This is a genomic window from Mesorhizobium sp. M1143 (assembly GCF_040318435.1).
Lineage (GTDB): Bacteria > Pseudomonadota > Alphaproteobacteria > Rhizobiales > Rhizobiaceae > Mesorhizobium.
Genome location: NZ_JAMYMJ010000034.1, coordinates 21,569 through 43,415, shown reverse-complemented (window position 1 = coordinate 43,415; position 21,847 = coordinate 21,569). Strand labels below are relative to the sequence as shown.

The following is a 21,847-nucleotide window of genomic DNA, read 5'->3' as shown; positions in this document are numbered from 1 at the left end:
AAGATGTATCGTAAGATATAACTCAAGGAGCAATTCATGCACAGACATCATCCCTTTGGCGAGCGCGCCGAGCGCGCATTCCTGCACATGGCAGGCAAATTTGGTGGAAGAGGGGGCGGCGGCTTTGGTCCGTTCGGCCACGGCGGACGTGGCGGTGGACGCGGCGGCCCGGGCGACATGTTTCGTGCCGGGCGCATGCTGGCCGACGGTGATCTCAAGCTGATCACGCTGTCGCTGCTGGCCGAGGCGCCTCGCCACGGCTACGACATCATCAAGGCGCTGGAAGAGCGCACCAGCGGCATCTACAGCCCGAGCCCGGGCGTCGTCTATCCGACGCTGACCTTCCTGGAAGAGGCCGGCTATGCGGCTTCAGCCGCCGACGGCAACAAGAAGGTGTTTTCGATCACCGAGGCGGGCCAGGCGCATCTCGCCGAGAACCGCGAGATGATCGACGGCGTGCTCGAGCATCTCGAGCGCTTCGGCCGCAAGATGGCCAAAGCGCGGGACTGGTTCGGCTGGAACGACGACGGCGAGGAAGGCGGACGGCGTGGTGGACGGGGTCGCTCGGAAGCCCGCGACGAGTTCCGCGCCGTGCGCCACCGGCTGCGTGCCGCGCTCGGCGATCTCGTCGACGCGCCGGCTGAAAAGCAGGCCGAGGCGATTGCAGTCCTGGAAGCCGCCGCTGAAGCCCTGGAAGCGCTATCGCGCGGTTGACCCCTGGCGAGAACGCTTGCCCGTTCGACTGAGGAACGGTACTGAAAATCATCCTGCACCGCGAGACGTGGTGCAGGATGATTGCCGTTGGAGGAAGCCCCATGTCTTTTCTGAAGCGTCTTTTCGGTGGTGGCGGTGAGGGGGGCGAGCCCAAGAGCGCAGCACCGGCAAAGCAGGTTGAGCACAAGGGATTTTTGATCAGCGCCACGCCCTACAAGGCGGAGGGGGCCAATACCAGACCTGCGGCGTGGTTTCGAAGGAAGTCGACGGCGTGATGAAGGAACACAAATTCATCCGCGCCGATCGCTTTGCCGGACTGGGCGACGCCGTCGACATCTCGATCAAGAAGGGCATGCAACTGGTCGACGAGCAAGGCGAGAGGATGTTCGGGTAGCCTACAGCCTCGGATCGATTGGCTCGCTCTCCAGCGCCAGGACGCCGAAAACACACTCGTGAACACGTCGCAGCGGTTCCTTGCCGACAAACCGCTTCAGTGCCTCGTGACCGAGCGCGAACTCTCTGAGCGCCAGGCTGCGCTTGCCACCCAAGCCTCGTTCGCGCAGGCGCACGAGATTGTCCGGCGCATCGTATTCGGGGCCATAGATAATGCGAAGATACTCCTGGCCGCGCACTTTCAGCGCCGGTTGCATGAGCCCCTTCTTGTTTCGGCTGACGAAGTCGTGCGGCTTCACTACCATCCCTTCGCCGCCTGAGTCGGTCAGCGTCTCCCACCAGGCGACGGCCTCCGCACAAGAACCGGCATCGGCCAGGTCAACCATCCGCCATTGCGTTCGCGTTACCACGCTGCCCCCGGCAGCCAGACGGTCCGCAAGCGTCATGTGCCAAACGTGGTTCTGGTCGTACCAGACGCATCCCTCACTTGCCAGCAGGTGGAACGGCGCGACCTTCAGGTCGTCGACGCCCGAGACCGGCCACACGTAAGGCGCCCAGGCAGTGGCGTATCTGGCGGCACGCGCGGCGCGGTCCTCAATGCGAGCCTTGAGCGCGGCCGTATCCACGCCGCGTGCCATCGCACGGGCCAGCGCTTCGCGGCTGGCCTGGAGCCCAGCGGCCGCAGACGTTGCCACTGGGGCGTACTGGCTTTCAATCAGGCTGCTTGCCTTGGCCGACCATGGCATGATCTCGGTGTCCAGCAGCAACCAGTCGCTGTTCAATTCCTGCCATAGATCCGCAGCGTCGACGCTGGCGCGCAGGCGATTGAGCAGGCGCTCCGTCATGCCGCTGTCGCTGAAAAAGGAGCGTCCGGTCCGGGTCCAGATCGCGCCTGTCTCGTCGCCAGATACCCCGAACCGGTCGCGCGCCGTCTGCGCGTTTCGGCACAGAGCGATGACTGCCCGCGAACCCATGTGCTTCTCTTCGCACAGGATTTGGGTGACGCCACGCTCGCGGAAATGACTGAAGGCTTCCTCGGGGCGTTCCAGCCAGCCGGCTTGGCTGCTGGTCTCGGATGGCGACATTGTCGGCGGCAGATATACCAGCCACTGCGGCGACAGCGCGAAGCGGCTCATCACCTCAAGTGCCGCCGACGCGTTCTCCTCGGCCACGACAACCCTGCCTTTCAGTTCGGTCTCGATCCAGCGTCGCCCAGAGACATCCTGATAGTCGAGCACGCCGTCGGCATCGGCCTGTGCCGATTTGCCAAGGCCCGGTCCACCGAGGGGACGCACGGGTTCGGACCAGGTCTCGACTGCCGGCACGTCGACCAGTTCGCGTTCCGGCCAGCGCAAGGCAGTCAGCTTGCCGCCGAACACGCAGCCGGTGTCGATGCAAAGCGTGTTGTTGACCCACTCCGCCGACAGCACCGGCGTGTGCCCGTATACTACGCTGGTTTTGCCCCGATAGGCGGCTGCCCAGTCGGCACGGACGGGCAGGCCAAATTCGTCGATTTCGCCCGTGGTTTCGCCATAGAGGGCGAACTCGCGCACCGCGCCGGAACCGCGCCCGATCATCTCTTCCTTGAGTCCGGCATGTGCCACGGCGAGGCGTCCGCCGTCCAGCCAGACGTGGCTGCGCAGGCTGTCGAGGAAGGCCGGCAAAGCCTCTCGCAGGCCGCGATCCTGAGCGTCCAACTGGTCAATGGTTTGCTGCAGGCCGTGGGGATCGTGACCTTGCGGCCTTCCAGCCAGCGGCTGAGTTTGCGTTCGTGATTGCCCTGGACACAGTAGGCGGTTCCCGCCGCGACCATGCTCATGGCGATGCGCAAGACGTCGGGCACGTTGGGACCACGATCGACGAGGTCGCCGACAAAGACGATCTTGCGGCCTTCTGGCGGCGTCACAGTGACGGTCCGATCGCCATGGCCATCGGACCAGGCGATGCTGTAACCGAGCTGACGGAACAAGGTCTGAAGTTCGTCGGCGCAACCATGGACATCACCTATGACGTCGAAAGGACCGCAATCGTCGCGCTTGTCGGTCCATAATGGCTGACGCGAGACCTTGGCCGCGTCGATACTGGCCTCACCGGTGAGCTTCCAGACCTGACGGAAACCTTCGCGTTGCAGGCCGCCGAGGCCCTTGCGAATTTCGGTCGTCATACGCTGGGCAACGCCGGGGCCGAAGGGACGATCGGCTCGTAGCGCGTTGCGGGCGATGCAAACATCAACACCCGGATCGATGACCACGGCGACCGGCAAAGCGTGCCATTTGCGCGCCAGCTCGACCCACGCCTTGCGATCAGCGGGTCGCACATTGGTCGCGTCGATGACGGCCAGCTTTCGATGCTTGAGCCGTTTGCCGGCGATTTCGCGCACCAAATCAAAAGCGTCGGCCGAGACATCCTGATCAGTCTCGTTGTCGCTGACGAACGCGCGACAGCGATCCGACGAGATGATTTCGGTCGGCAGGAAGTGCCTGGCGGCGAAGGTCGACTTGCCCGATCCCGTCGAGCCGATCAGCACGACGAGGGCGAAGTCAGGGATGGTGAGGTCGGTCTTGTCTGGCTCTCTCATCGGGTGAACACCGCCATCTGCGTCGGCGCGCCGAGCACGGGGTCCACGGCTCCGATGCCACTTAAGGCGGCGCTATAGCCATAGATCTCGCCGATCCTGGCCGCCCAGGCTTCAAACCGAACCCGGCCCCATTCGAAACGGTGATCCGGATGGCGAAAAGCGCCGGCGGCCAGACTGGGGAACAAGGGGTTGTAGTCAGCGTTCGGCGTAGTCACGATCACGAATTTTGGCGCTGTCTCGCCGAAGATAATACGCTCGATCATTGGCAGCCGGTCTTCGTCGAGATGTTCGATGACCTCGACCAGCACCGCGACGTCGGCTTCCGCCCATCGGCTGTCGCGATATGTCAGCGATCCGTGCAGCAGCGTGACCCGGTCTTCAGGCGGTCCCCCGAACTCGTTCAGTTTGAGACGCTTGGCGGCCCATTCCAGTTCACGAATAGCGGGGTCGAGCCCGAACAGCTTGTGGACCCATTTTTCGCGCACGAGTCGATAGAGCAGCTTGCCTTCGCCACACCCCAAATCTGCAACACTGGTCCCTCCGGTCGCCCGAATGGCTTGCACCACGGCGTCCATGCGCAGGTCGTTCAGCCGGATGGGCGCCTCCAGCGCTTGCTCAGGTGCAGCCCGGGCTTCGGGGGGTAGGACCTCATTGGCCGTCTCCGGAGCCAGCCGCTCCAGGGCGATGCGGGCCAACGCACCTCGGTTGCGCAGATAACGGCGCACGATCAGGTCTTTGGCTGGGTGGTTTTCCAGCCAGCCCTCGCCCTTGGACAGCAGCTTGTCAATCCGGCCTCGCCCACCCAGTAGTGCTTGGTGTCGTCCATCACCGGGATCAGGACATAAAGGTGGTTGAGCAGGCTGCTTAGGCGGCCGGTGCCAGTCAGCCTCAGATGACCGTATCGTGGTCCACCCGCGCCAGATCCGACAGTTTCGACCGGCGCCAGGTTGACGGTCCATCCCAGCGGTTCGAATAGATCTCGAACCAGGGCCTCGCCGCCACGCATCGGCAGCGGGGTCACCACAGCTTCGAGCGGGAGGTCGCTATCGGCCAGTTGCTGGCGCTCCTTCGAGATGCCGGTCATCGCTGTCCGTAGTACCTTGTTCAAAGCCACAGACAGAAATGACGATGCCGTATAAGGTCGGTCGTTTACATATTGATCCAGCAAGCCCTCTGCCTGGCCTTTGCCCCGAACGAGCCCTATCGGATCGACATCGAGCAGAAGCACAGCCTCACAACGCTCATCGGTCGCCTCCGGATAGAACAGCCAGGCCTTGCCGAAGGATAGGTCAGTCTCGTGCAGACGTTCGGGATGCTTGTGCAGCAAGAAGCCGAGATCTGTGGCTGGATGATGGGTTGTCGCGACGGAAAGGAACATCAGCGACCGATAACGCAGACAGGCCGAATAACCAATGGCGTTGCGCGGCAATCTAGTAACGCGATAGATCCGTTTTCGACACGCAACCTATCGCGCCGCCTGACAAGGAAGAAGGCAGGCGCCGAAGCGCCTGCCTTTTCAATGCGAATGACGGGGTGTGCTTACGCGGCGATTTGCGCGCTCGCGGTCTTGGCCACCACGGCATCGACCTTGGCCGTCGCATTGGCGAGCGCGGCGGTCACGGCGTCGGGACCCATGCCGACGCCTTCGATCCGGATGACGTCGACGTCGGTCATGCCGAGGAAGCCGAGCACGCCGCGCAGATAGGGGATGGCGTGATCGAACTGCACGGCCGCACCTTCGGAATAGATGCCGCCCGAGGCGAGTACGATATAGACCTTCTTGCCGGTGACGAGGCCCTTGGGACCACCCTCGCCATAAGAAAAGCTCTTGCCGGAGCGGGAGATGTGATCGACCCAGGACTTCAGGGTTGAGGAGATGTTGAAGTTGATGAAGCCGGTGGCCAGGATCACGGTGTCGGCTGCGAACAGTTCGTCAAGCACGATGTCGGAGACGCCGACGACTTCGGCCTGGCGCGGCGTGCGGGCTTCAACGGGGGTGTAGATGCCGGTCGCATAATCGGTGTCGATATGCGGCAGCGGGTTGGCCACGAGGTCGCGTACGACGAGCGTATTCGACGGGTCGGCGGCGACGAGCTTTTCAGCGAATTCGGTAGCGATACGGGTCGAGTGCGAGGCAGCGCCGCGCGGGCTCGAGGTTACAAGCAGGATAGACATAGCGGTTCTCTCCAGTGGGAATTGATTTCTCCCGCCTGATATGGGCCTACCGACCCATTCAAAAAACTGGTATATTATCTATATGATCCATCCATAAAGTAGGTATGCCGTGCAGCCCAATCCGACGCTCGACCAATTACAGATCCTGGTTGCGGTCGCCGACACCGGCAGCTTCTCAGCCGCCGGCCGCAAGCTTAACCGCGCGCAGTCCGTCATCAGCTACGGCATCGCCAATCTTGAAGCGCAGCTTGGCCTGAAACTGTTCGAGCGCGAGGGCACGCGCGAGCCGCAGCTGACCGAAATCGGCCGGGCGATGCTGGAGGACGCCCGGCGCATGGTCGGCATGCTGCAGCGCATCCGTTCGCGTGCCGACGGTCACCATCAGGGGCTGGAGGCTGAAGTTGCGCTGTCGGTTGACGCGGCGCTGCCCTCGCCGGTGCTGGTGCGGGTGCTGAAGGCGTTCGAGGCGCAGTTCCCGACCGTGATGATGCGACTGCATATCGGCACGCTCGGTCTGATCCCCGACCATGTCGTCAGCGGACAGTCGGATCTTGGCATCGGTGGCCTGCTGGGTGAGGTCGACGTGCATCTCGTGCGCATCGGCTTCATGTCGATCGTGCTGGCTGCCGCCCCCACCCATCCTCTGGCACTGCTGCCGAAACCGGTGGCGCTCGAGGATGCGCGCGAGCACACCCAGCTGGTTGTCACCGACCAGTCGGAACGCACCAAGGGACGCGACTTCGGCGTCTTTGCCTATCGTACATGGCGGCTGACAGACGTGCGTATCAAGCATACGTTGATGCGCGAGGGGCTGGGCTGGGGCGGGTTGCCGCGCTGGCTGATCGCGGACGATTTGGCCAGCGGCAGGCTGGTCGAACTCGACCTTGAACCCTTTAGCGAGGTGCGCTCATCGCTCTATGCCATGCACCGCGCCGACCGCAGCCCGAAACCGGCGGCGGCCTGGCTGATCGACCAGTTCAAACGCCAGCTCGGCTGCTTCAACGAGTTCGAACCGGACGACCTGCCTGAGGGCGAGCCGGAGACAGCCCATCGATCAGAGCCATGAGCACGGCGCGATAGTCTTCGGCCGAGGCGCCGGCCTCGACGGCAAGTGCTGCGCGGTCGAAGGCAGCGGCGAGCAAAGCGGTCAGCGCATCGGCAGGCAGTCTGGTCATCGACTGTTCGCGCATCGCCGCAACCAGGCCTTCGCGCAGCGACCGGTTGCCGTGGCGATTGTCGATCGCATCCATGGCGGCGCGGCCAAGCACGGCCGGTCCGTCAAGCAGCAAAAGCCGCGTGCGGCCGGGCGCGCGCATGGCGGCGAGATAGGCGTCCGAGCCGGCAATCAGCGCATTGCGGGCAAACAAAGAAGGCGGCGAGGCGCGCTCGATCTCTTGCGCCACCGCCGCCGCCTCCTGCTCGACCACGGCGGCAAACAGCGCCTGCTTGTCGGCAAAGTGGTGATAGAGCGCGCCGCGGGTGACGCCGGCGGCCGCAACGATCTCCGGCGTGCCGGTCTCGGCATAGGACTTTTCGATGAACAGTTTGCGCGCCGCGGCGATCAGGTCGGCGCGCGTCGCTTCGGTGCGGTCGCGGTTGGAGCGGCGCGGGGTTTCTCGTTGCATACATGCAGCCTGTATGTTATTTCGAATTGCATGCAAACTGTATGTTGGCTGACGGGAGAAAGAAAGATGAAGACGACGAGCTATTATCCGGTGCTGATGACGGGCGACGTAGCCGGCACGAAAGCCTTCTATATCAATCACTTCCGCTTCAAGCCGCTGTTTGCGAGCGACTGGTATGTGCACCTGCAGTCTGCCGAGGATCGCAGCGTCAATCTCGGCATCGTCCAGGGCGACCACGAGACGATCCCCGAGGAGGGGCGCGGCCGCACATCGGGGCTGCTGATCAATTTCGAGGTGAGGGATCCTGACGCTGTCTATGAACGGATCGTTGCGGCCGGCCTGCCGATCCTGTGCCCGCTGCGCGACGAACCCTTCGGCCAGCGCCACTTCATCACCAGGGATCCCAATGGCGTGCTGATCGACATCATCAAGCCGATCCCGCTCAGCCCGGAATTTCAGGCGCAATTCGCGGCGGGCGCGGCGGAAGGCTGAACAATGGCAGCAAATGTCGGCAGCGGCTCCGGCCGCTGTGGCCGGACCCGCACCATGCGGTCTATGTTGGTGATGTTGAAGCTGGGCCTGCCCGCATGCGTGACATCTGCCTTGTTCGTGCGCCATCCAATCTCGGCCTTCGGCCCTTGGAGCCGGGCCATGTGCCCGGCACCTGGCGTGCGCCGCAGGCGCTGAGCCAAGCTGGTTTGATCGAGTCGCTGGCGCCGGGGCGGGTGGTCGATCTCGACAGACCCGCCTACAGTACCGAACCGCAACCGGGCACTAGGCTGCGTAATGGTCCGGCGATCCGCCGCTTCAACCTCGATCTTGCCGAGATCGTCACCGGTGCGCTTGGGCAAGGCGAGTTCCCGCTGATCATCGGCGGCGACTGCTCGATCCTGCTTGGCGCACTGGTCGCCGCGCGGCGCTCGGGCGCGGTCGCCCTGGTCCATGTCGATGGCCACAGCGATTTCCGCCATCCCGGCAACTACGATGTCAATGCCTCACTCGGCTCGGCTGCCGGCATGGATCTGGCACTTGCCACCGGACGCGGCGAGGCTTTGCTGGCGCAATGGCCAGGTGTTGTCGGTCCGCTCGTCGCCGACGAGGCGGTGGTTCAGATCGGCGAACGCGAGAGCCGCGATGCCGATCTTGCCTGGCCCGACATCAATGCGACCGCCGTCACGCGCATCGACGTCTTTGCCGCGCAGGAACTCGGCGCGGCTGGAGTGTTGCAAAAGACAAGAGCGACGCTGGCGCGCGCCAGCTGTCCCTACTGGCTGCATCTCGATGTCGATGTGCTTGACCAGACGGTGATGCCGGCGGTGGATTCGCCCGGCAGCCCCGGCATTGACCCCGATGAACTCGTTGCCATTCTGTCGGCGCTGGCAGCGGACCAGCGCTGCACCGGCTTGGACATGACGATCTACGATCCCGACCTCGACCCGACCGGTGACCTTGCGCGACTGCTGGTGTCGCTGCTTGGGCGGGTGCTCAAGCCTCGATAAAGGCTCAGCTCGCCCTTGCTACCGGCGTCACCGTCACCTGGCTGACGCCGGTGCGGCGCACCACTGTGCACAGCGTCTCGCGGCCGATGCGTTCGGCGTCGAGCATGCGCACGAGGTCGTCGACGCCGGTGACCGGGCGACCGTCTATCGCCGCGATGATGTCGCCTTCCCTGAGGCCGGCCTTCGCCGCGGGTCCGTCTTTCTCGACGCTGCGCAGCCGCACCGCAGTACTGGTGGTCACCTGCGACAGGAGCGCTGCGCGGCGCGGCAAACTGGTGGTGTCGGCCGAGATGCCGATGAAGGCGCGCCGCACGCGGCCGAAGCGGATGATCTCCGAAATGACGAAGTTGGCGGTGTTGGAAGCGACCGCGAAGGCGATGCCTTGCGCGCCGTGGATCATGGCGGTGTTGACGCCGATGACCTCGCCTGCCGACGATACCAGCGGTCCGCCGGAATTGCCGGGATTGAGCGCGGCATCGGTCTGGATGACATCGTCGATCAGCCGCCCGGTCGAGGCGCGCATCGAACGGCCAAGTGCGGAGACCACGCCTGACGTTACGGTCCATTCGAAGCCGAGCGGATTGCCGATGGCAATGGCGATCTGGCCGCGCCGCAGCCGCTTGGAATCGCCGAGCGGCGCGACTTCGGTGAAGCTGCCATCGGCGCGCACCAGCGCGATGTCAGTGTCAGGGTCGCGGCCTAGCACGCTGCCTTCGCTGGAGGCGCCGTCGGGCATAGAGACGCGCACCGTTTTGGCATCGCCAACGACATGGAAATTGGTAACGACCAGCCCGTCCGGCGCGATGACGAAGCCGGAGCCATGGCCACCTTGGCCACCGACGCGCTCGATGCGGCAGACGGCCGGGCCGATGCGGTCGACGGCGTCGGCGACTGTCGTCGAATAGGCGTCGAGCAGTGTGTCGTCGGTTTCGAATTTGTGGGCGGCGAGGGCCATTGGCGGGGCTCCGTGTTTTCAGGCGCGATGATGACTATATGTGCGGAGCGGCTCGAACTGCCGCGACCTGACCAGATGGCCAGTCACACCAGTAACTAGCCGTCAGACGAGTACCTCCGGGCGCACTGCCGAGCGATATCTGGGGCATGAGAAAACCCAGGAGATCATCATGAGTGACTTCAACCTTAATGCATTTTCCGACGCCATCGCCGATCTCGCCGCCAAGGCTGCGCCCGCAACGGCAAGTTTCACCACCCATCACCATCGCACCGCCAGCGCCTTCCACTGGCGTGACGGCTATTTCGTCACCGCCGAGGAAGCTGTCGAGGCCGGTGAGGAGATCGAATTGACATTGGCTTCGGGCGAAGCGGTGAAGGCCGAACTGGTCGGTCGCGATCCGTCGACCGGCGTAGCGCTTCTGAAGCCGGCCGGCGCGGCCGCGGCGTCTGCGCTCGCCAAGGCGGATGGGGTGCGGCCGGGCAACGTCGCCATCGCTGTCGGCAGCAGTCCGGGCTCGGCGCTGGCTGTCTCGGGCTCGGTCGGCGAGGTCGGCCCCGCCTGGCGCTCGATGCGCGGCGGCACCATCGATCGGCGCATCAATCTCGCCGTCAATGCCGGCGGCCGTTTCGAGGGCGGGCCGGTGCTTGACGCCAAGGGCGCGCTGATCGGCATGCTGCTGTTTGGGCCACGTGGTCGTGCGCTGGTCATGCCTTATGAGACGATCGAGCGGGCCGTGGCGACGCTGCGTGAAAAGGGCCATGTCGCGCGCGGCTATCTCGGCGCCGGCCTGCACCCGATCCGTGACGGCGCGGCGCGCGGCGCCATGGTCATGAGCCTCGACGACAACGGTCCGGCCAAAGCCGCCGGCCTTGCGCTGGGCGACATCATCGTGGCGTGGAATGGCGAGGCCGTGCACGGCCCGCGCGAACTGATCCGAAAGCTTGGGCCGGATAGCGCGGGCGCTGCGGTGACGCTCGGCGTGGTGCGCGGCGGCGAGCAGCGCGACGTCGCGCTGACCGTCGGTGAAAAACCGCTGAGCTGAGAGGGCCGATGGAAAGCGACACGCTGACAAGGCCGGAGGCGGGTGGGCCGGAGGTGGGTGGGCCGGAGGTGGGTCGGCCGGAGGTGGCGGGCGGCGGACGCCAGCTCGTGGTGCTGATCGCGCTGCACGATGCCGCGCGTGCCGAGCGCCTGTCAGCTTCGCTTGCCATGGCGGACGATCTGCTTCCGGTCGTAGCCGGCAGCGGGATTGCCGACGTCGCTGTCTTCGATGACGCTGTTGCGAACAGTGCGGCCTGGCTCGATCGAGCCGATGGTGGCAACAGCGCAATCCCACGGGTGCTGCTATCCGCGAGCGCTGGCCGGCCGGAAAACCGGGTGCTTGCCGTGCTGCCTTTGGCGTCGGATGCGAATCTGATCGCGGCTGCCGTCAGACTGGCGGCGGCCGGCTACCGGGTGTCCAGGGATGGGCGTTCGACGCCCGCTCGCCACGACGATTTCGATGGCGCCGCCAACGGCGGAAGCCATAGCGGGCTGTTCGGCGAGGAGCCGTTGGACGATGGCGCTACCGCCCGTCCGGCGCTGTCGCCGCGCGAGGCCGAAGTGCTGGCGCTGCTGGCCGAAGGCGCGCCCAACAAGGTGATCGCGCGGCGGCTGAACATCTCCGTGCACACGGCAAAGTTCCACGTCGCCGCGATCCTGATCAAGCTGGGTGCTGCGAACCGCACGGATGCCATCGCGATCGCGATGCGGCAGGGCCTGGTGCTGGTCTAACCCCCTTATCCGTTTGAGCCTACGTTGCGTAACCCGTTGCAGGCTGCCGAGGCCTTGCGCAGTGCATTGCCGCCGCGCAATGGTTCGCGTCAGTGATGTAGCAAGGGAGGTGCCAAGACATGTCGCTCAAGGGAAAGACGCTGTTCATCTCCGGCGGGTCGCGCGGCATCGGGCTGGCGATAGCGTTGCGGGCGGCGCGCGACGGCGCCAATGTGACGATCGCGGCCAAGACCGCCGAGCCGCATCCGAAGCTGCCGGGCACGATCTACTCGGCAGCTGAGGAGATCGAGCAGGCCGGCGGCAAGGCGCTGCCTGTTTTGTGCGACATCCGCGAGGAGGCGCAGGTGGCCGAGGCGGTTGCCAAGACCGTCGAAAAGTTCGGCGGCATCGATATCTGCGTCAACAATGCCAGCGCCATCCAGCTCACCGGCACGCTGGAGACCGACATGAAGCGCTACGATCTGATGCACCAGATCAACACGCGCGGCACTTTCCTGGTGTCGAAAATGTGCGTTCCCCACCTGAAGTTGGCTGAGAATCCTCATATTCTGAATCTGGCACCGCCGCTCGATATGAAGGCCAAATGGTTCAAGAACCACGTCGCCTACACCATGGCCAAGTTCGGCATGTCGATGTGCACGCTGGGGATGAGCGCCGAGTTTGCCAAGGACGGCATCGCGGTAAATTCGCTGTGGCCGATCTCGACCATCGACACGGCTGCGGTGCGCAATCTGCTCGGCGGCGCGACGGTGGCGGCGATGAGCCGCTTACCCGACATCATGGCCGATGCCGCACACGCCATCTTCCTGCGGCCATCGCGCGAGACATCGGGCAATTTCTACATCGATGAAGAGGTGCTGCGCGCCGAGGGCGTGACCGATTTCGCGGTCTATGCGCCGGGCGCGACCGGGCCGCTGGCCGGCGACTTTTTCGTGCCGGACGCGGTATTTGCCAATTCGCCGACGAACGTCAAAAGCGTCTATTGACGGAAATCACGGGCCGCCGGCGCTGCCCCTCATCCACCTGCCGGCGTTGGTCGTTCGAAAAACCAAGCAGTTGCCTTTCGCCCGCTGTGCGGACCAGCCTCACCTCCCCATGAACGGGAGAAAGGGGCTCATCACGCCTCGCCCTTCTTGCCTTTGCTCAGTCCCATCAGCCGGTCGATATAGGCCAGCATCAGCGCCGAGACGACGAAGGCGAGATGGATGATGGTCAGCCACATCAGCTGGTCGATCGTATAGGAAGACGAATTCAGGAACACCTGCAGCAGGTGGATCGAGGAAATAGCGACGATGGTCGAGGCGACCTTGACCTTCAGCGAGCCGACATCGATGGTACCCAGCCAGTGTACGCCGCCATCCTGGTCGTCGAAACGGCTGACGAAATTCTCGTAGCCGGAGATGATCACCATCACCACCAGCGAGGCGACAAGTGCGGCGTCGATAAGGCCGAGCATCTTCAGGATGGTGTCGGTGTCGTCGAGTGTGAAGGCGACCATGACGAACTCGTAGAGTTTTTTGCCGAAGGACAGCGCATAGACGGCGAGCGCCAGGGCCAGCCCGATATAGAAAACCACCAGCAGCCAGCGTGAGGCGAGGATGATCGATTCGATGGCTAGTTCGAGACGTTTGATGCAGCGGTTCCGGTCAGCTTTGATGTCGACTGGGGTATTTCGATCAGCTTGCCGCGGTTTGCAAGGCAAATTGCGACGCAAAAAAACCCCGCCGGGAGGGCCGGCGGGGTTCAATGCATCCCGCTGGAGTCGGGACGGGGCAGGGAACGCCCAGCCTTGAATCTGGGGAGGGCGGCCGCTCTATTCAATGAGCCGGTTCTAATACCAGTACAATTCTTGTTGAACCGGGATTGCTGTCCGCAGCTCGACCCATCCCGGTCTGCCGGGATGGGTCCTTGTTGTCGATCTGATTCCAGAAAGCTGCTCAAGCCATTGGAAAGCAGATCAATTGTTACTCGCCACCGGTGCCACCAGCGAGGTGATGCGACGGATGCCGACGCGGCGGTTCTCGCGGTTGGGCGCCGTGGTGTTGACCTTGAGGTATTCCTCGCCATAGCCCTGAGTGGTCAGGTTTTCCGGCGGGATGCCGAAGGCATTGGTCAGCGCTTCGGCGACAGACTCAGCGCGCCGGTCGGACAGAGCAAGGTTTGCCTCCGGCGTGCCAACCGCATCGGTGTGGCCTTCGATCAGGAAGGTTTCGGCCGGGTTCTTCTTCAACAGTTTCTCCATGGCCGTGGCGACGCCTTCCAGTTTCTGCACTTCGGTGTCGGATATCGACGCCGAGCCGAACTCGAAGTTCAGCGTGTCGAGGTCGACGCGACGGGCAATGTCGCGCACGCGCGCCGAACGCTTCACTTCGTCGATGGAATAGAGGCGCTGGACCTTCTCCACCGGCGGTTGTTCGAGGAACTCGTAATAATCGTCCGGGCTTTCGACATCTTCCGAATCGAGGATGTACTCGCGGCGCGGGATGGTGAGCCGCATCGGCGGCAGGTCGTCACCGGGATCGCGCCAGTCATTGTCGTCGTCATAGCTGCGCTCGTCGACATAGCTCAGCACATATTCGTGCCCATCCGGCGTGATGCGCGATCGCCTGATGACGTCGCCATTGCGGTTGCGGATGGTGACGATCTGGATGCCATTGTCGCGCTCGACGATTTCGCGGGTGCGGTTGCCCGACAGATCCTCGTAGTAAACATTCCTGGCGCCGCGGTGCATGCGCGGGGCGTCATTGCTTTGCACGATCGTCTGGTTGTTGAACTGCAGGATGACGCGGTCGCCGAGTTCCCGGACGACGTCGACGCCTTTCGGACGCCGGCGGTCGCGGATGTTCTCATCGGGTGCACGCTCGACGCGTTTGCCTTTTTCCTCCGTCACCGGGGCGATCTTTTCTGGCTGAATTGCCTGCTGAGCCGACTTGTCGTCGGTGGGCGGCGGTCCCTGGTCGACCGGAGCCGGCTTTGGGGCTTGCGCTTCGGTGCCGCCCTGCGCGGGCTGCTCGCCCGTCTGGCCGCCAGCATTTTGGCCGTTCCCATTTTGGCCGTCGCCATTCTGGCTGTTGCCGCCCTGGTCCTTGCGGTGCTTGCGCCTGGCATCCTTCTGGCTGTCCAGAATGGGTGCTTCGTCGGGGTTGGCCGTGGCTTCGCCCTGCGCCGGCGTCTCACCTTGCGCGGGCTGCTCGGCATTGGCCGGTTGCTCCGCAGGCTGTTGTTCACCGGTCGCAGGCTGCTGTTCGCCCGTCACCGGCTGTTCGCCGACAGTTTTTTTGCCGTGCTTTTTCGCCTGATCCTTCGGCTGTTCACCTTCGGCGGGAGCCGCTTGCTGATCGGCCGGGGGCTGAATCGGCTCGGCCTGCGGCGCGGGCTCTCCGGCAGGCGCAACTTTGACGTCTGGCGCTTTGTCGGCAGGCGCGGCCTCAATCTGCTGATCCTGCTTGCGCTTTTTCTTGCCCGACTTGTTGTCGTTTGCCGGCGCCACCTGTTCGGTGGGCGCTGCTTGCTCGGCAGGCTGCTGGGCCGGCTGTTCAGCGGGCGCCGCTTCGATCTGCTGTTGGTCGCGCTTCTTCTTACGCGGCTTTAGCGGCTGTTCTTCATTTGCCGGAGCTACCTGTTCGGCCGGTTGTTCAGCCGGTGCTGCCTCGATCTGCTGCTGGTCACGCTTCTTCTTGCGTGGCTTGAGCGGCTGCTCATCGGTCGCCGGCGCTGCCTGGGCGCCGCCCTCATCCGTAGGCGCCGCCTCGATCTGCTGCTGTTGATTGCGCTTCTTTTTGCGCGGCTGCTGTTCCTCGGCGGCAGGTGCGGCCTGTTCGGCCGGGGCCTGCTCGGTCTGCTGCTGATCCCGCTTCTTCCTGCGCGGCTGTTGTTCCTCGGCGGCAGGGGCGGGTTGCTCTGCAGCCGGTGCAGGCTGCTCGGCGGCCGGCGCTGCCTGTTCGGCCTGCTGGCGTTTCTTTTTGCGCGGCAGTTCCTGGTCGGTCTGCTGACCATCTGCAGCAGGGTCGTCCTGGACCAGGATCAGTGGCGCGGCCGTGTGCTGCAAGGGGCCGAAAACGGCGTTGCCCTGCAACGGGGATGCGCCCAACGGCGCGGATGCCATAAGCAGGCCAAGTGCCGTACCTGCCAGTACCCGTGGTTGGCGTTTCATCTTAAATTCTCCTTGTGGGGTCCCATCCCTGCCCAAACTGTCCTTGACCGGATTGGTTCCGGTTTGCAGGCATTACCCGCACCCAAGGACGATTGACCGGCGTTTTGAAGGCAACTTCATGTTTTTCCTATGGTGCGGCCGGAACTTGAAGTCACACAACAGCTTGACCTTGCCGCATGCGGAGGCCACATCTCGACCCATAATGGAAACGCCGTTCTGGAAGACCAAGACGCTGGAAGCGATGACGCCCACCGAGTGGGAATCGCTGTGCGACGGCTGCGGAAAATGCTGCCTGTCTAAACTCGAGGACGAGGATACCGGCGAGATCTACTGGACATCAGTCGGCTGCCGGCTGTTCGATGGGCAAAGCTGCCGCTGTTCGGACTATGCCAACCGGCTGGCGCGCGTGCCGGACTGTGTCGGGCTGACGCCGCAGAATGTGCGCACCATCACGTGGCTGCCGAAAACCTGTGCCTACCGGCTGGTTGCCGAGGGGCACGACCTCTATTGGTGGCACAGGCTGGTGTCGGGAAGTGCCGAGACCGTTCATGATGCCGGCATCTCCATGCGCGGCCGCGTCCGCGCCAGTGAGACCGATCTGGCCGAGCCGGACGACTATTTCGACTATATGCTCGATGACGAGCCCTGAGCATTCTGGAACGGACGCTGCCATAGGGCGTTCTGCGCCATTGGACGTTTTTGACGGTCAGGATCGTTTGCAGCGGTGGAAGGGGCGGTTGCTTTCAACCTGTCGGGCAGATTAACCGAAAATGAACGGCCGGTTCGCGAAGAGTTCAGATTGCAAGGAGCATTCTCCCCCCATCGGTTCGACCAAGACGGGCGCAAGCCCTCAACAAGGAGAGAAGACAATGTTCAACTCATTCAAGACGGCAGCCCTTTCGGGTCTCGTAGCTCTCGGCACCCTTGCCGCAGTGCCCGCTCAGGCGGACTCGATCTATCTCGGCTTCGGCAACAACCATGACCGCCGCGTCGGCGTCTACACCGGCGACGATGAGGACGGCTTTCGCCGTGACCGCAATTGGCGCCGCTGCTCGCCGGACCGCGCCCTCGACAAGGCCGAGCGCATGGGCCTGCACCGCGTCCGCATCGTCGATGTCAATCGCCGCGTGGTGAAGGTCGCCGGCCGCCAGTATGGCGATCGCGTAGTGGTCGTGTTCGCCAATGAGCGCGGCTGCCCGGTTATCTATCGCTAAGAGAACCAGACTGATCTTCTGCGAAGATCAGTCTGGGATACGACCTTCTGCGAAGGTCGATCCGGAGGCATGTTCGTCTGCGAGGATCAGCCTGGAGTAGCGGCATGACCCTTCTAGGGTTAGCCAGGAGCCCCTTTCCCTCCGCGGAAAGGTGCGGCTCGAAAAAACCCCGGAGGCCAGCCCTCCGGGGTTTTTCATGTCGGAAATCTGCGGTTCCGGCCGACGGGTTCAGCAGAACCGCGCCCGGCCCCGCGGCCTGCTACTTAAGCTCGAATGTCACTGTTACCTGCACGGCGTAGGCATTCTCGCCGGCCTGCACGGGAACCGCGGCGCCTGCCGCATCGAAGGCCTTGGCATTGATCGGCATCGGCGCCGGCGCAACGTTCTGGTCGGTGATTTCCAGCACCCGGCCAATGCTGACGCCGGCGGCTTCAGCCAGCGTCTTGGCCTTGGCCATGGCATCGGCGACCGCCTTCTTGCGGGCTTCGGTGACGGCAGCTTTCGGATCCTCGTTGGAGAACGAAATGCCGCCGCCCTGGTTGACGCCGAGCGACACAGCCTTGTCGAGAATCTCACCTGTTTTGTCGATGTCGCGGATGCGCACCGAGAGTGTGTTGGTCACCTGGTAGGCGACAAGCTCGGCTTCCTGGCTGCCGTCGGGCTTGTTGGTGTAGGTGTAACGTGGGTTGATCTGGATGCCGGCGGTCTGCAGGTCGCGGTCCTTGATCCCTGCCGACTTCATTGCCGCGATCACGGCGGCCATGGCGTCGTTGTTGGCGTCGAGTGCCGCGCGTGCGGTCTTGGCCTCGCGCATGACGCTGAGCGTCAGCAGCGCCAGGTCAGGCGCCACGGTCGACTGGCCTTCACCCGACACGATGATGCGGGGCGGGGGCAGCGAATCGGCAGCGCTTGCCATCGCCGGAAAAGCGATCGCGGCGGCAAGTGCGAGCGGCAAAATATGTCTGGTCATGAAAATCTCCTCGGTGTGCGATCCAGTCGCGCCTGTCGACTAGGGCGCGAATATGGGCTGATTTGGGCGATCTCGGCCAGCCCGTCCGGAAAGCCTTGTGCCGCGCAAGGAAAAACACTAATCCAGCGCGCGTGGGGCCTGTAGCTCAATGGTTAGAGCCGGCGGCTCATAACCGCTTGGTTGGGGGTTCGAGTCCCTCCGGGCCCACCATTCAGTCCGCCAATTTTGGCGCGTTTTCGACCGTCTCAGAATAGTGTCGAGATTTCCGTAGGTTAGCTACGCTTTCGCGGCAACGCTTGGCGGAGATGCCGCCCTCTCGGCCCAGAACGCCTCGATTTTTGGGCCTTCGTCTCTGTGGGCCCATTTCCTTAGCCAACTGTTTGGAAATGCGATGCTCGGTTGATGCTCGGAATCAAAGCCCGAGGAGGTCAGCCTGATCGGTCCAGGCGATTGGAAGGCCAGACAGGCGCGACAGCCTATGGGCTGTGAGTTCGATTGGCTGGTTACCAACGAAGATCCTAGATACGATCTTCGGCGACAGAAACGCTAGCGGCAGAAGTCTGCTCACCTCGGAGACGGTGGTCGCGTTCAAGCTGGCGATCTCTGTCAGGCTTCGCCCAATGCCATCTGTGAGTTGCTGGAGATATAGCTGGGAGCGCTGGACGACGTCGATCAACGCCGCATCCGGCTCGGAGCTGTTGGACGAGGCATCGCTTAGAACAACGCGCATTTCGACGCCGTGCCGCTTGATGTCGAACGGACACGTGATGGATACCGTTTCAGCGCCGCCATCAAATGACAAAACCCTGTCGAGCAGATGTTCGGAGAGTGCCCGGCAATCAATGTCGATGGTCAGCGCCCTCTGACAAAGCGCGATGCGGCGGATGAGTTTTTGCAGCAGCGATCGCTTAGCGTCAGCAGTTTTGGAGCTCCAAGCAGCTCGGACCTCCGCCGCGCGACGCATCGCGTACTGGATTTCGCTGGGGCTGTCCCATCGCTGAATCAAATCAGCAACTTGTCTGTGGTCGTTGAGGATCTGAATCAGTTGATGGTCGACAAGCGATTCAACCGCTTGGGCAGGAAGACGCCATCCTTCGGATCTGCGTCGGCGCTGATCAACGAACTGTTTTGAGACATAGTAGCGGTAGCGAATGCCGCGCTTGTTGGCATGCACCGATCGCAGCTTCTCACCGGCCTCATCGAACAGCAGCCCGGTGAGAAGATGCTGCTGAGTGACGTTTGATGTGCTCCTGCGGCGCGGTGCCTGAGACCCCAGAAGCGCCTGCGCCTCGTCGAACACCGCACCTGCAATGATCGGCTCGTGCTCGCCGTCGTGGATCTGATCCTTGTGCCTGATCTTGCCGATGTAGATCGGGTTCGAGAGCAAGTGATAGAGGTTGCCTCGCCCGAATGGCATCGTGACGGCAACGGTCCCATCCTGGCGTTCGCGGCGTCGAGACGTAAGGCCATCCCGTGCAGCCTCTTCAGCAAGGTCCCGCACCGACTTCCGAACTAGATAGCGGTCGAAGAGGTGCCGGACGATTTTGGCCTCGGCATCGTCGATGACAAGCTTGCGGTACTGCACGCGATAGCCAAGCGGCACGACACCCCCCATCCACATACCCTTCTTCTTGGATGCCGCGATCTTGTCGCGGATGCGTTCGGCAGTGACCTCGCGCTCAAACTGCGCGAAGGACAAAAGCACATTGAGTGTCAGCCTGCCCATCGAGGTGGTCGTGTTGAACTGCTGGGTCACCGACACGAACGACACTGAACTCGCGTCGAAGATCTCGACGATCTTGGAGAAGTCCATGAGCGAGCGGGTGAGACGGTCGATCTTGTATACGACCACTACGTCGACCTTCCCGTCTCGGATGTCTTGGAGGAGCCGCTGGAGGGCTGGGCGCTCCATCGTCCCACCGGAGATGCCACCATCGTCGTAGCAATCAGGGGCAAGCTTCCAGCCAAGCCCAACTTGCGACGCAATGAAGGCCACGCAGGCCTCGCGCTGTGCATCGAGCGAATTGAATTCCTGATCGAGGCCTTCCTCGCTCGATTTGCGGGTATAGACCGCGCAGCGCAGGCGGGGTGTCGAGTTGCTGCTCATAGGCCGAAGAATCTCGGACCGGACCAATGCGCGCCGGTGATTTTTCGCGCGACTGATGACAGCGACGGGTAAAGCTTGGCCTCTAAGACGAAGCCACCTTCGACCACATCGACGATGTGGGTTTTCCCGTTCCAGTCGCGGACCAGCCGCGCGCCCGGCAAAACTTGTTTGCGTTTTGGAGCGGTCGTCACCTTGATGTCGTCGGTGACAACGCTAGGCTGCTTGTCGCGGTCGGCTAACTTCTTTTCGACCCTGTCTATGGCGGACCTGAGCATGCGACGCGTCTCGGTGGAAAATCCACCGAGACGCTTTGCCTGAAGATGCCAGGCTGCTGCCCTGACCAGAAGCTCACGCCTGACACCCTTTGGCGGCGGGCACTTGTAGATCTTCTCCCATTGAGCAGCGAGTTGTTCACGGGAGAGGTCGTCCAAGGCGGTGACCTCTGCTTCGATGTCGAGCTTGGCGCGCATGATGCTCAGGCGCCCTTCGCGCTGTTATCGATACGGTAGCGGCGAACCCCGTCTTTCCCGACATCGCTCACCAGGTTGAGGCCAAGCTTCTTCTTGACGATCGCCGACAAGAAGCCGCGCACTGAGTGCGCCTGCCAGCCGGTCGCTTCCATCAACATTTCGATGGTGGCGCCCTTTGCCAAGCAAAGCTTCTTCAGCACCTGGTCTGACTTGTTCGGCTTGGTGACATTGCGGGGCGCAGGCTTCGATGGCATCGTAGGTGCCGGCTCCGCGGTGCTCCCCGTATCACGCGTCTGTTTCTTGGTGGACTTGGCCTTCTTAGCCTGCTTGGGCGGGTTCGCTAGCGCATCCCAAATGTGCTCATGCGGAGTCGGTGGGATCTGAAGCTTGTCGTGGTCCGTTTCATTGCTCTGATTGGTGCCGAGTATCGCCATGGTCTTTCTCCATCATTTGCAGGCGTCAGCCGATCCGGCGCCTGTACTGACTTGAGCCCGCCTGGCGGGCTGGAGAAATCTTCGTCGCGGCAGAGGCGAAAACCACCGCGGCGTTCCCCACAGCAATGCTTGCGTGCGGAGTGAAGTCCAGCGGATTGTGAGTCGGCGGCTAGCAATTTTGGCAATGCCAGCTAAAAGGCAGTTAGACTTCGATTTGCTTCAAAAAAGGAATTTTCGCTGATGTCAGACGAACACGATCATGCTCGCACTGCTCTGATCGAACTCACAGCAGAGATCGTGTCTGCCTATGTCAGCAAAAACGCCGTTCCAGTCTCTGCACTGCCAGAATTGATTGAGAGCGTGAATTCGTCGTTATCAAAAATTGGGCAGACGCTCGAAGAGCCAAAGCCTGCACTCACGCCGGCTGTAAATCCGAAGCGGTCGGTGACCCCGGACTATATCGTCTGCCTTGAGGACGGAAAGAAGTTCAAATCACTCAAGCGTCACCTGGACACGCACTACGGGCTAACCCCCGACGCTTACCGAACCAAGTGGGGCTTGCCTACCGACTACCCGATGGTTGCGCCGAATTATGCGGCTGCCCGATCGCAACTGGCGAAAGCTAGCGGGCTGGGTCGAAAGGCGCCGGCGAAGTCTGTCAAAAAACGTCCCACAAAGCCAAACGCAAAGTGACGATAGCCAGGAGAATGAAGGCCGGTTTTGGGCTGATTGGGAACGCGATGAGAACGCCCCTCCAAAGCATCTTACGAACAATGCCACAGCAAGC

Annotated in this window: 22 protein-coding genes, 1 tRNA gene and 2 pseudogenes; 12 read left to right on the top strand and 13 right to left on the bottom strand. The window is 62.9% G+C overall.

Going from position 1 to position 21,847, the window contains the following annotated elements:
- The first annotated feature begins 36 nt into the window (after positions 1-36).
- Both NKH35_RS21190 and NKH35_RS21185 read left to right on the top strand, forming a co-directional pair.
- Positions 37-714 carry a PadR family transcriptional regulator gene (locus NKH35_RS21190; RefSeq protein ID WP_023672450.1) on the top strand — a complete coding sequence of 226 codons (678 nt, stop codon included), beginning with the start codon at positions 37-39 and terminating at the stop codon, positions 712-714.
- Between the two features lie 101 nt (positions 715-815).
- Positions 816-1,108: pseudogene (locus NKH35_RS21185) on the top strand (HlyU family transcriptional regulator).
- Between the two features lies 1 nt (position 1,109).
- Here the strand turns inward: NKH35_RS21185 and NKH35_RS21180 are convergent.
- From NKH35_RS21180 to NKH35_RS21160, 5 genes and pseudogenes are all read right to left on the bottom strand, one after another.
- A complete protein-coding gene (locus NKH35_RS21180) occupies positions 1,110-2,783 on the bottom strand; it encodes a polynucleotide kinase-phosphatase (protein ID WP_352916278.1) in 1,674 nt (557 codons plus the stop codon).
- On the bottom strand, positions 2,681-3,685 hold the full coding sequence (locus tag NKH35_RS21175; RefSeq protein ID WP_352916259.1) for an AAA family ATPase: 1,005 nt from the start codon (positions 3,683-3,685) through the stop codon (positions 2,681-2,683). Before NKH35_RS21175 ends, NKH35_RS21180 begins: the two co-directional genes overlap by 103 nt.
- Positions 3,682-4,410, bottom strand: a complete 729-nt coding sequence (locus tag NKH35_RS21170; RefSeq protein ID WP_352916276.1) for a methyltransferase domain-containing protein — start codon at positions 4,408-4,410, stop codon at positions 3,682-3,684. The genes NKH35_RS21175 and NKH35_RS21170 overlap by 4 nt, the downstream gene beginning before the upstream one ends.
- Positions 4,411-5,063, bottom strand: a pseudogene (locus NKH35_RS21165) (3' terminal RNA ribose 2'-O-methyltransferase Hen1); the annotation flags it as partial. It lies immediately after the preceding gene.
- 161 nt (positions 5,064-5,224) lie between these two features.
- On the bottom strand, positions 5,225-5,860 hold the full coding sequence (locus NKH35_RS21160; protein WP_023672454.1) for an FMN-dependent NADH-azoreductase: 636 nt from the start codon (positions 5,858-5,860) through the stop codon (positions 5,225-5,227).
- 109 nt (positions 5,861-5,969) lie between these two features.
- On the opposite strand from NKH35_RS21160, the gene NKH35_RS21155 reads away from it, so the two are divergent.
- Positions 5,970-6,926 carry a LysR family transcriptional regulator gene (locus tag NKH35_RS21155; protein WP_352803871.1) on the top strand — a complete coding sequence of 319 codons (957 nt, stop codon included), beginning with the start codon at positions 5,970-5,972 and terminating at the stop codon, positions 6,924-6,926.
- Here the strand turns inward: NKH35_RS21155 and NKH35_RS21150 are convergent.
- The gene (locus NKH35_RS21150; protein WP_023691512.1) at positions 6,859-7,485 is read right to left on the bottom strand and encodes a TetR/AcrR family transcriptional regulator; all 627 of its coding nucleotides are present in this window, start codon (positions 7,483-7,485) and stop codon (positions 6,859-6,861) included. The genes NKH35_RS21155 and NKH35_RS21150 overlap by 68 nt on opposite strands.
- 66 nt (positions 7,486-7,551) lie before the next feature.
- Here NKH35_RS21150 and NKH35_RS21145 point away from each other — a divergent pair, with 66 nt between their 5' ends.
- Positions 7,552-7,977, top strand: a complete 426-nt coding sequence (locus NKH35_RS21145) for a VOC family protein (protein WP_352916257.1) — start codon at positions 7,552-7,554, stop codon at positions 7,975-7,977.
- 95 nt (positions 7,978-8,072) lie between these two features.
- Entirely contained in the window at positions 8,073-8,984 is a 912-nt protein-coding gene (locus NKH35_RS21140; protein WP_023713893.1) for an arginase family protein, read from the top strand.
- A 4-nt stretch (positions 8,985-8,988) separates the two neighbouring features.
- Here the strand turns inward: NKH35_RS21140 and NKH35_RS21135 are convergent, their stop codons facing one another.
- Positions 8,989-9,939 carry a S1C family serine protease gene (locus NKH35_RS21135; RefSeq protein WP_023713892.1) on the bottom strand — a complete coding sequence of 317 codons (951 nt, stop codon included), beginning with the start codon at positions 9,937-9,939 and terminating at the stop codon, positions 8,989-8,991.
- A gap of 169 nt (positions 9,940-10,108) precedes the next feature.
- On the opposite strand from NKH35_RS21135, the gene NKH35_RS21130 reads away from it, so the two are divergent.
- The 3 genes from NKH35_RS21130 (at position 10,109) to NKH35_RS21120 (ending at position 12,698) form a co-directional block, all read left to right on the top strand.
- Positions 10,109-10,981: a S1C family serine protease gene (locus NKH35_RS21130; RefSeq protein ID WP_023713891.1), complete on the top strand. Its 873-nt coding sequence runs from the start codon at positions 10,109-10,111 to the stop codon at positions 10,979-10,981.
- Between the two features lie 8 nt (positions 10,982-10,989).
- Positions 10,990-11,712: a helix-turn-helix transcriptional regulator gene (locus NKH35_RS21125; RefSeq protein ID WP_156937171.1), complete on the top strand. Its 723-nt coding sequence runs from the start codon at positions 10,990-10,992 to the stop codon at positions 11,710-11,712.
- A gap of 119 nt (positions 11,713-11,831) precedes the next feature.
- On the top strand, positions 11,832-12,698 hold the full coding sequence (locus tag NKH35_RS21120) for an SDR family oxidoreductase (protein ID WP_023733288.1): 867 nt from the start codon (positions 11,832-11,834) through the stop codon (positions 12,696-12,698).
- 131 nt (positions 12,699-12,829) lie between these two features.
- Here NKH35_RS21120 and NKH35_RS21115 read toward each other — a convergent pair whose 3' ends face one another.
- The gene (locus NKH35_RS21115) at positions 12,830-13,345 is read right to left on the bottom strand and encodes a TIGR00645 family protein (RefSeq protein WP_023733287.1); all 516 of its coding nucleotides are present in this window, start codon (positions 13,343-13,345) and stop codon (positions 12,830-12,832) included.
- A 324-nt stretch (positions 13,346-13,669) separates the two neighbouring features.
- Positions 13,670-15,865 (bottom strand): OmpA family protein, encoded by a 2,196-nt coding sequence (locus tag NKH35_RS21110; protein ID WP_023733286.1) that lies wholly within the window; start codon positions 15,863-15,865, stop codon positions 13,670-13,672.
- 202 nt (positions 15,866-16,067) lie between these two features.
- Here NKH35_RS21110 and NKH35_RS21105 point away from each other — a divergent pair, with 202 nt between their 5' ends.
- Both NKH35_RS21105 and NKH35_RS21100 read left to right on the top strand, forming a co-directional pair.
- The gene (locus NKH35_RS21105) at positions 16,068-16,514 is read left to right on the top strand and encodes a YcgN family cysteine cluster protein (RefSeq protein ID WP_023672465.1); all 447 of its coding nucleotides are present in this window, start codon (positions 16,068-16,070) and stop codon (positions 16,512-16,514) included.
- A 220-nt stretch (positions 16,515-16,734) separates the two neighbouring features.
- Positions 16,735-17,079: a hypothetical protein gene (locus tag NKH35_RS21100; protein ID WP_023672466.1), complete on the top strand. Its 345-nt coding sequence runs from the start codon at positions 16,735-16,737 to the stop codon at positions 17,077-17,079.
- A gap of 259 nt (positions 17,080-17,338) precedes the next feature.
- Here NKH35_RS21100 and NKH35_RS21095 read toward each other — a convergent pair whose 3' ends face one another.
- The gene (locus NKH35_RS21095) at positions 17,339-18,049 is read right to left on the bottom strand and encodes an SIMPL domain-containing protein (RefSeq protein WP_023733285.1); all 711 of its coding nucleotides are present in this window, start codon (positions 18,047-18,049) and stop codon (positions 17,339-17,341) included.
- A gap of 134 nt (positions 18,050-18,183) precedes the next feature.
- On the opposite strand from NKH35_RS21095, the gene NKH35_RS21090 reads away from it, so the two are divergent.
- A tRNA-Ile gene (locus NKH35_RS21090) sits at positions 18,184-18,259 on the top strand.
- Positions 18,260-18,461: 202 nt separating this feature from the next.
- Here the strand turns inward: NKH35_RS21090 and NKH35_RS21085 are convergent.
- From NKH35_RS21085 to NKH35_RS21075, 3 genes are read right to left on the bottom strand one after another with little or no spacing between them, the layout of a single operon-like run.
- Positions 18,462-20,156: a recombinase family protein gene (locus NKH35_RS21085; protein ID WP_352916254.1), complete on the bottom strand. Its 1,695-nt coding sequence runs from the start codon at positions 20,154-20,156 to the stop codon at positions 18,462-18,464.
- Entirely contained in the window at positions 20,153-20,626 is a 474-nt protein-coding gene (locus NKH35_RS21080; RefSeq protein WP_352916251.1) for a DUF2924 domain-containing protein, read from the bottom strand. Before NKH35_RS21080 ends, NKH35_RS21085 begins: the two co-directional genes overlap by 4 nt.
- Before the next feature lie 5 nt (positions 20,627-20,631).
- On the bottom strand, positions 20,632-21,060 hold the full coding sequence (locus NKH35_RS21075) for a DUF3489 domain-containing protein (protein ID WP_352916248.1): 429 nt from the start codon (positions 21,058-21,060) through the stop codon (positions 20,632-20,634).
- Between the two features lie 240 nt (positions 21,061-21,300).
- Here NKH35_RS21075 and NKH35_RS21070 point away from each other — a divergent pair, with 240 nt between their 5' ends.
- On the top strand, positions 21,301-21,753 hold the full coding sequence (locus NKH35_RS21070) for a Ros/MucR family transcriptional regulator (RefSeq protein ID WP_352916246.1): 453 nt from the start codon (positions 21,301-21,303) through the stop codon (positions 21,751-21,753).
- Positions 21,754-21,847 lie beyond the last annotated feature (94 nt).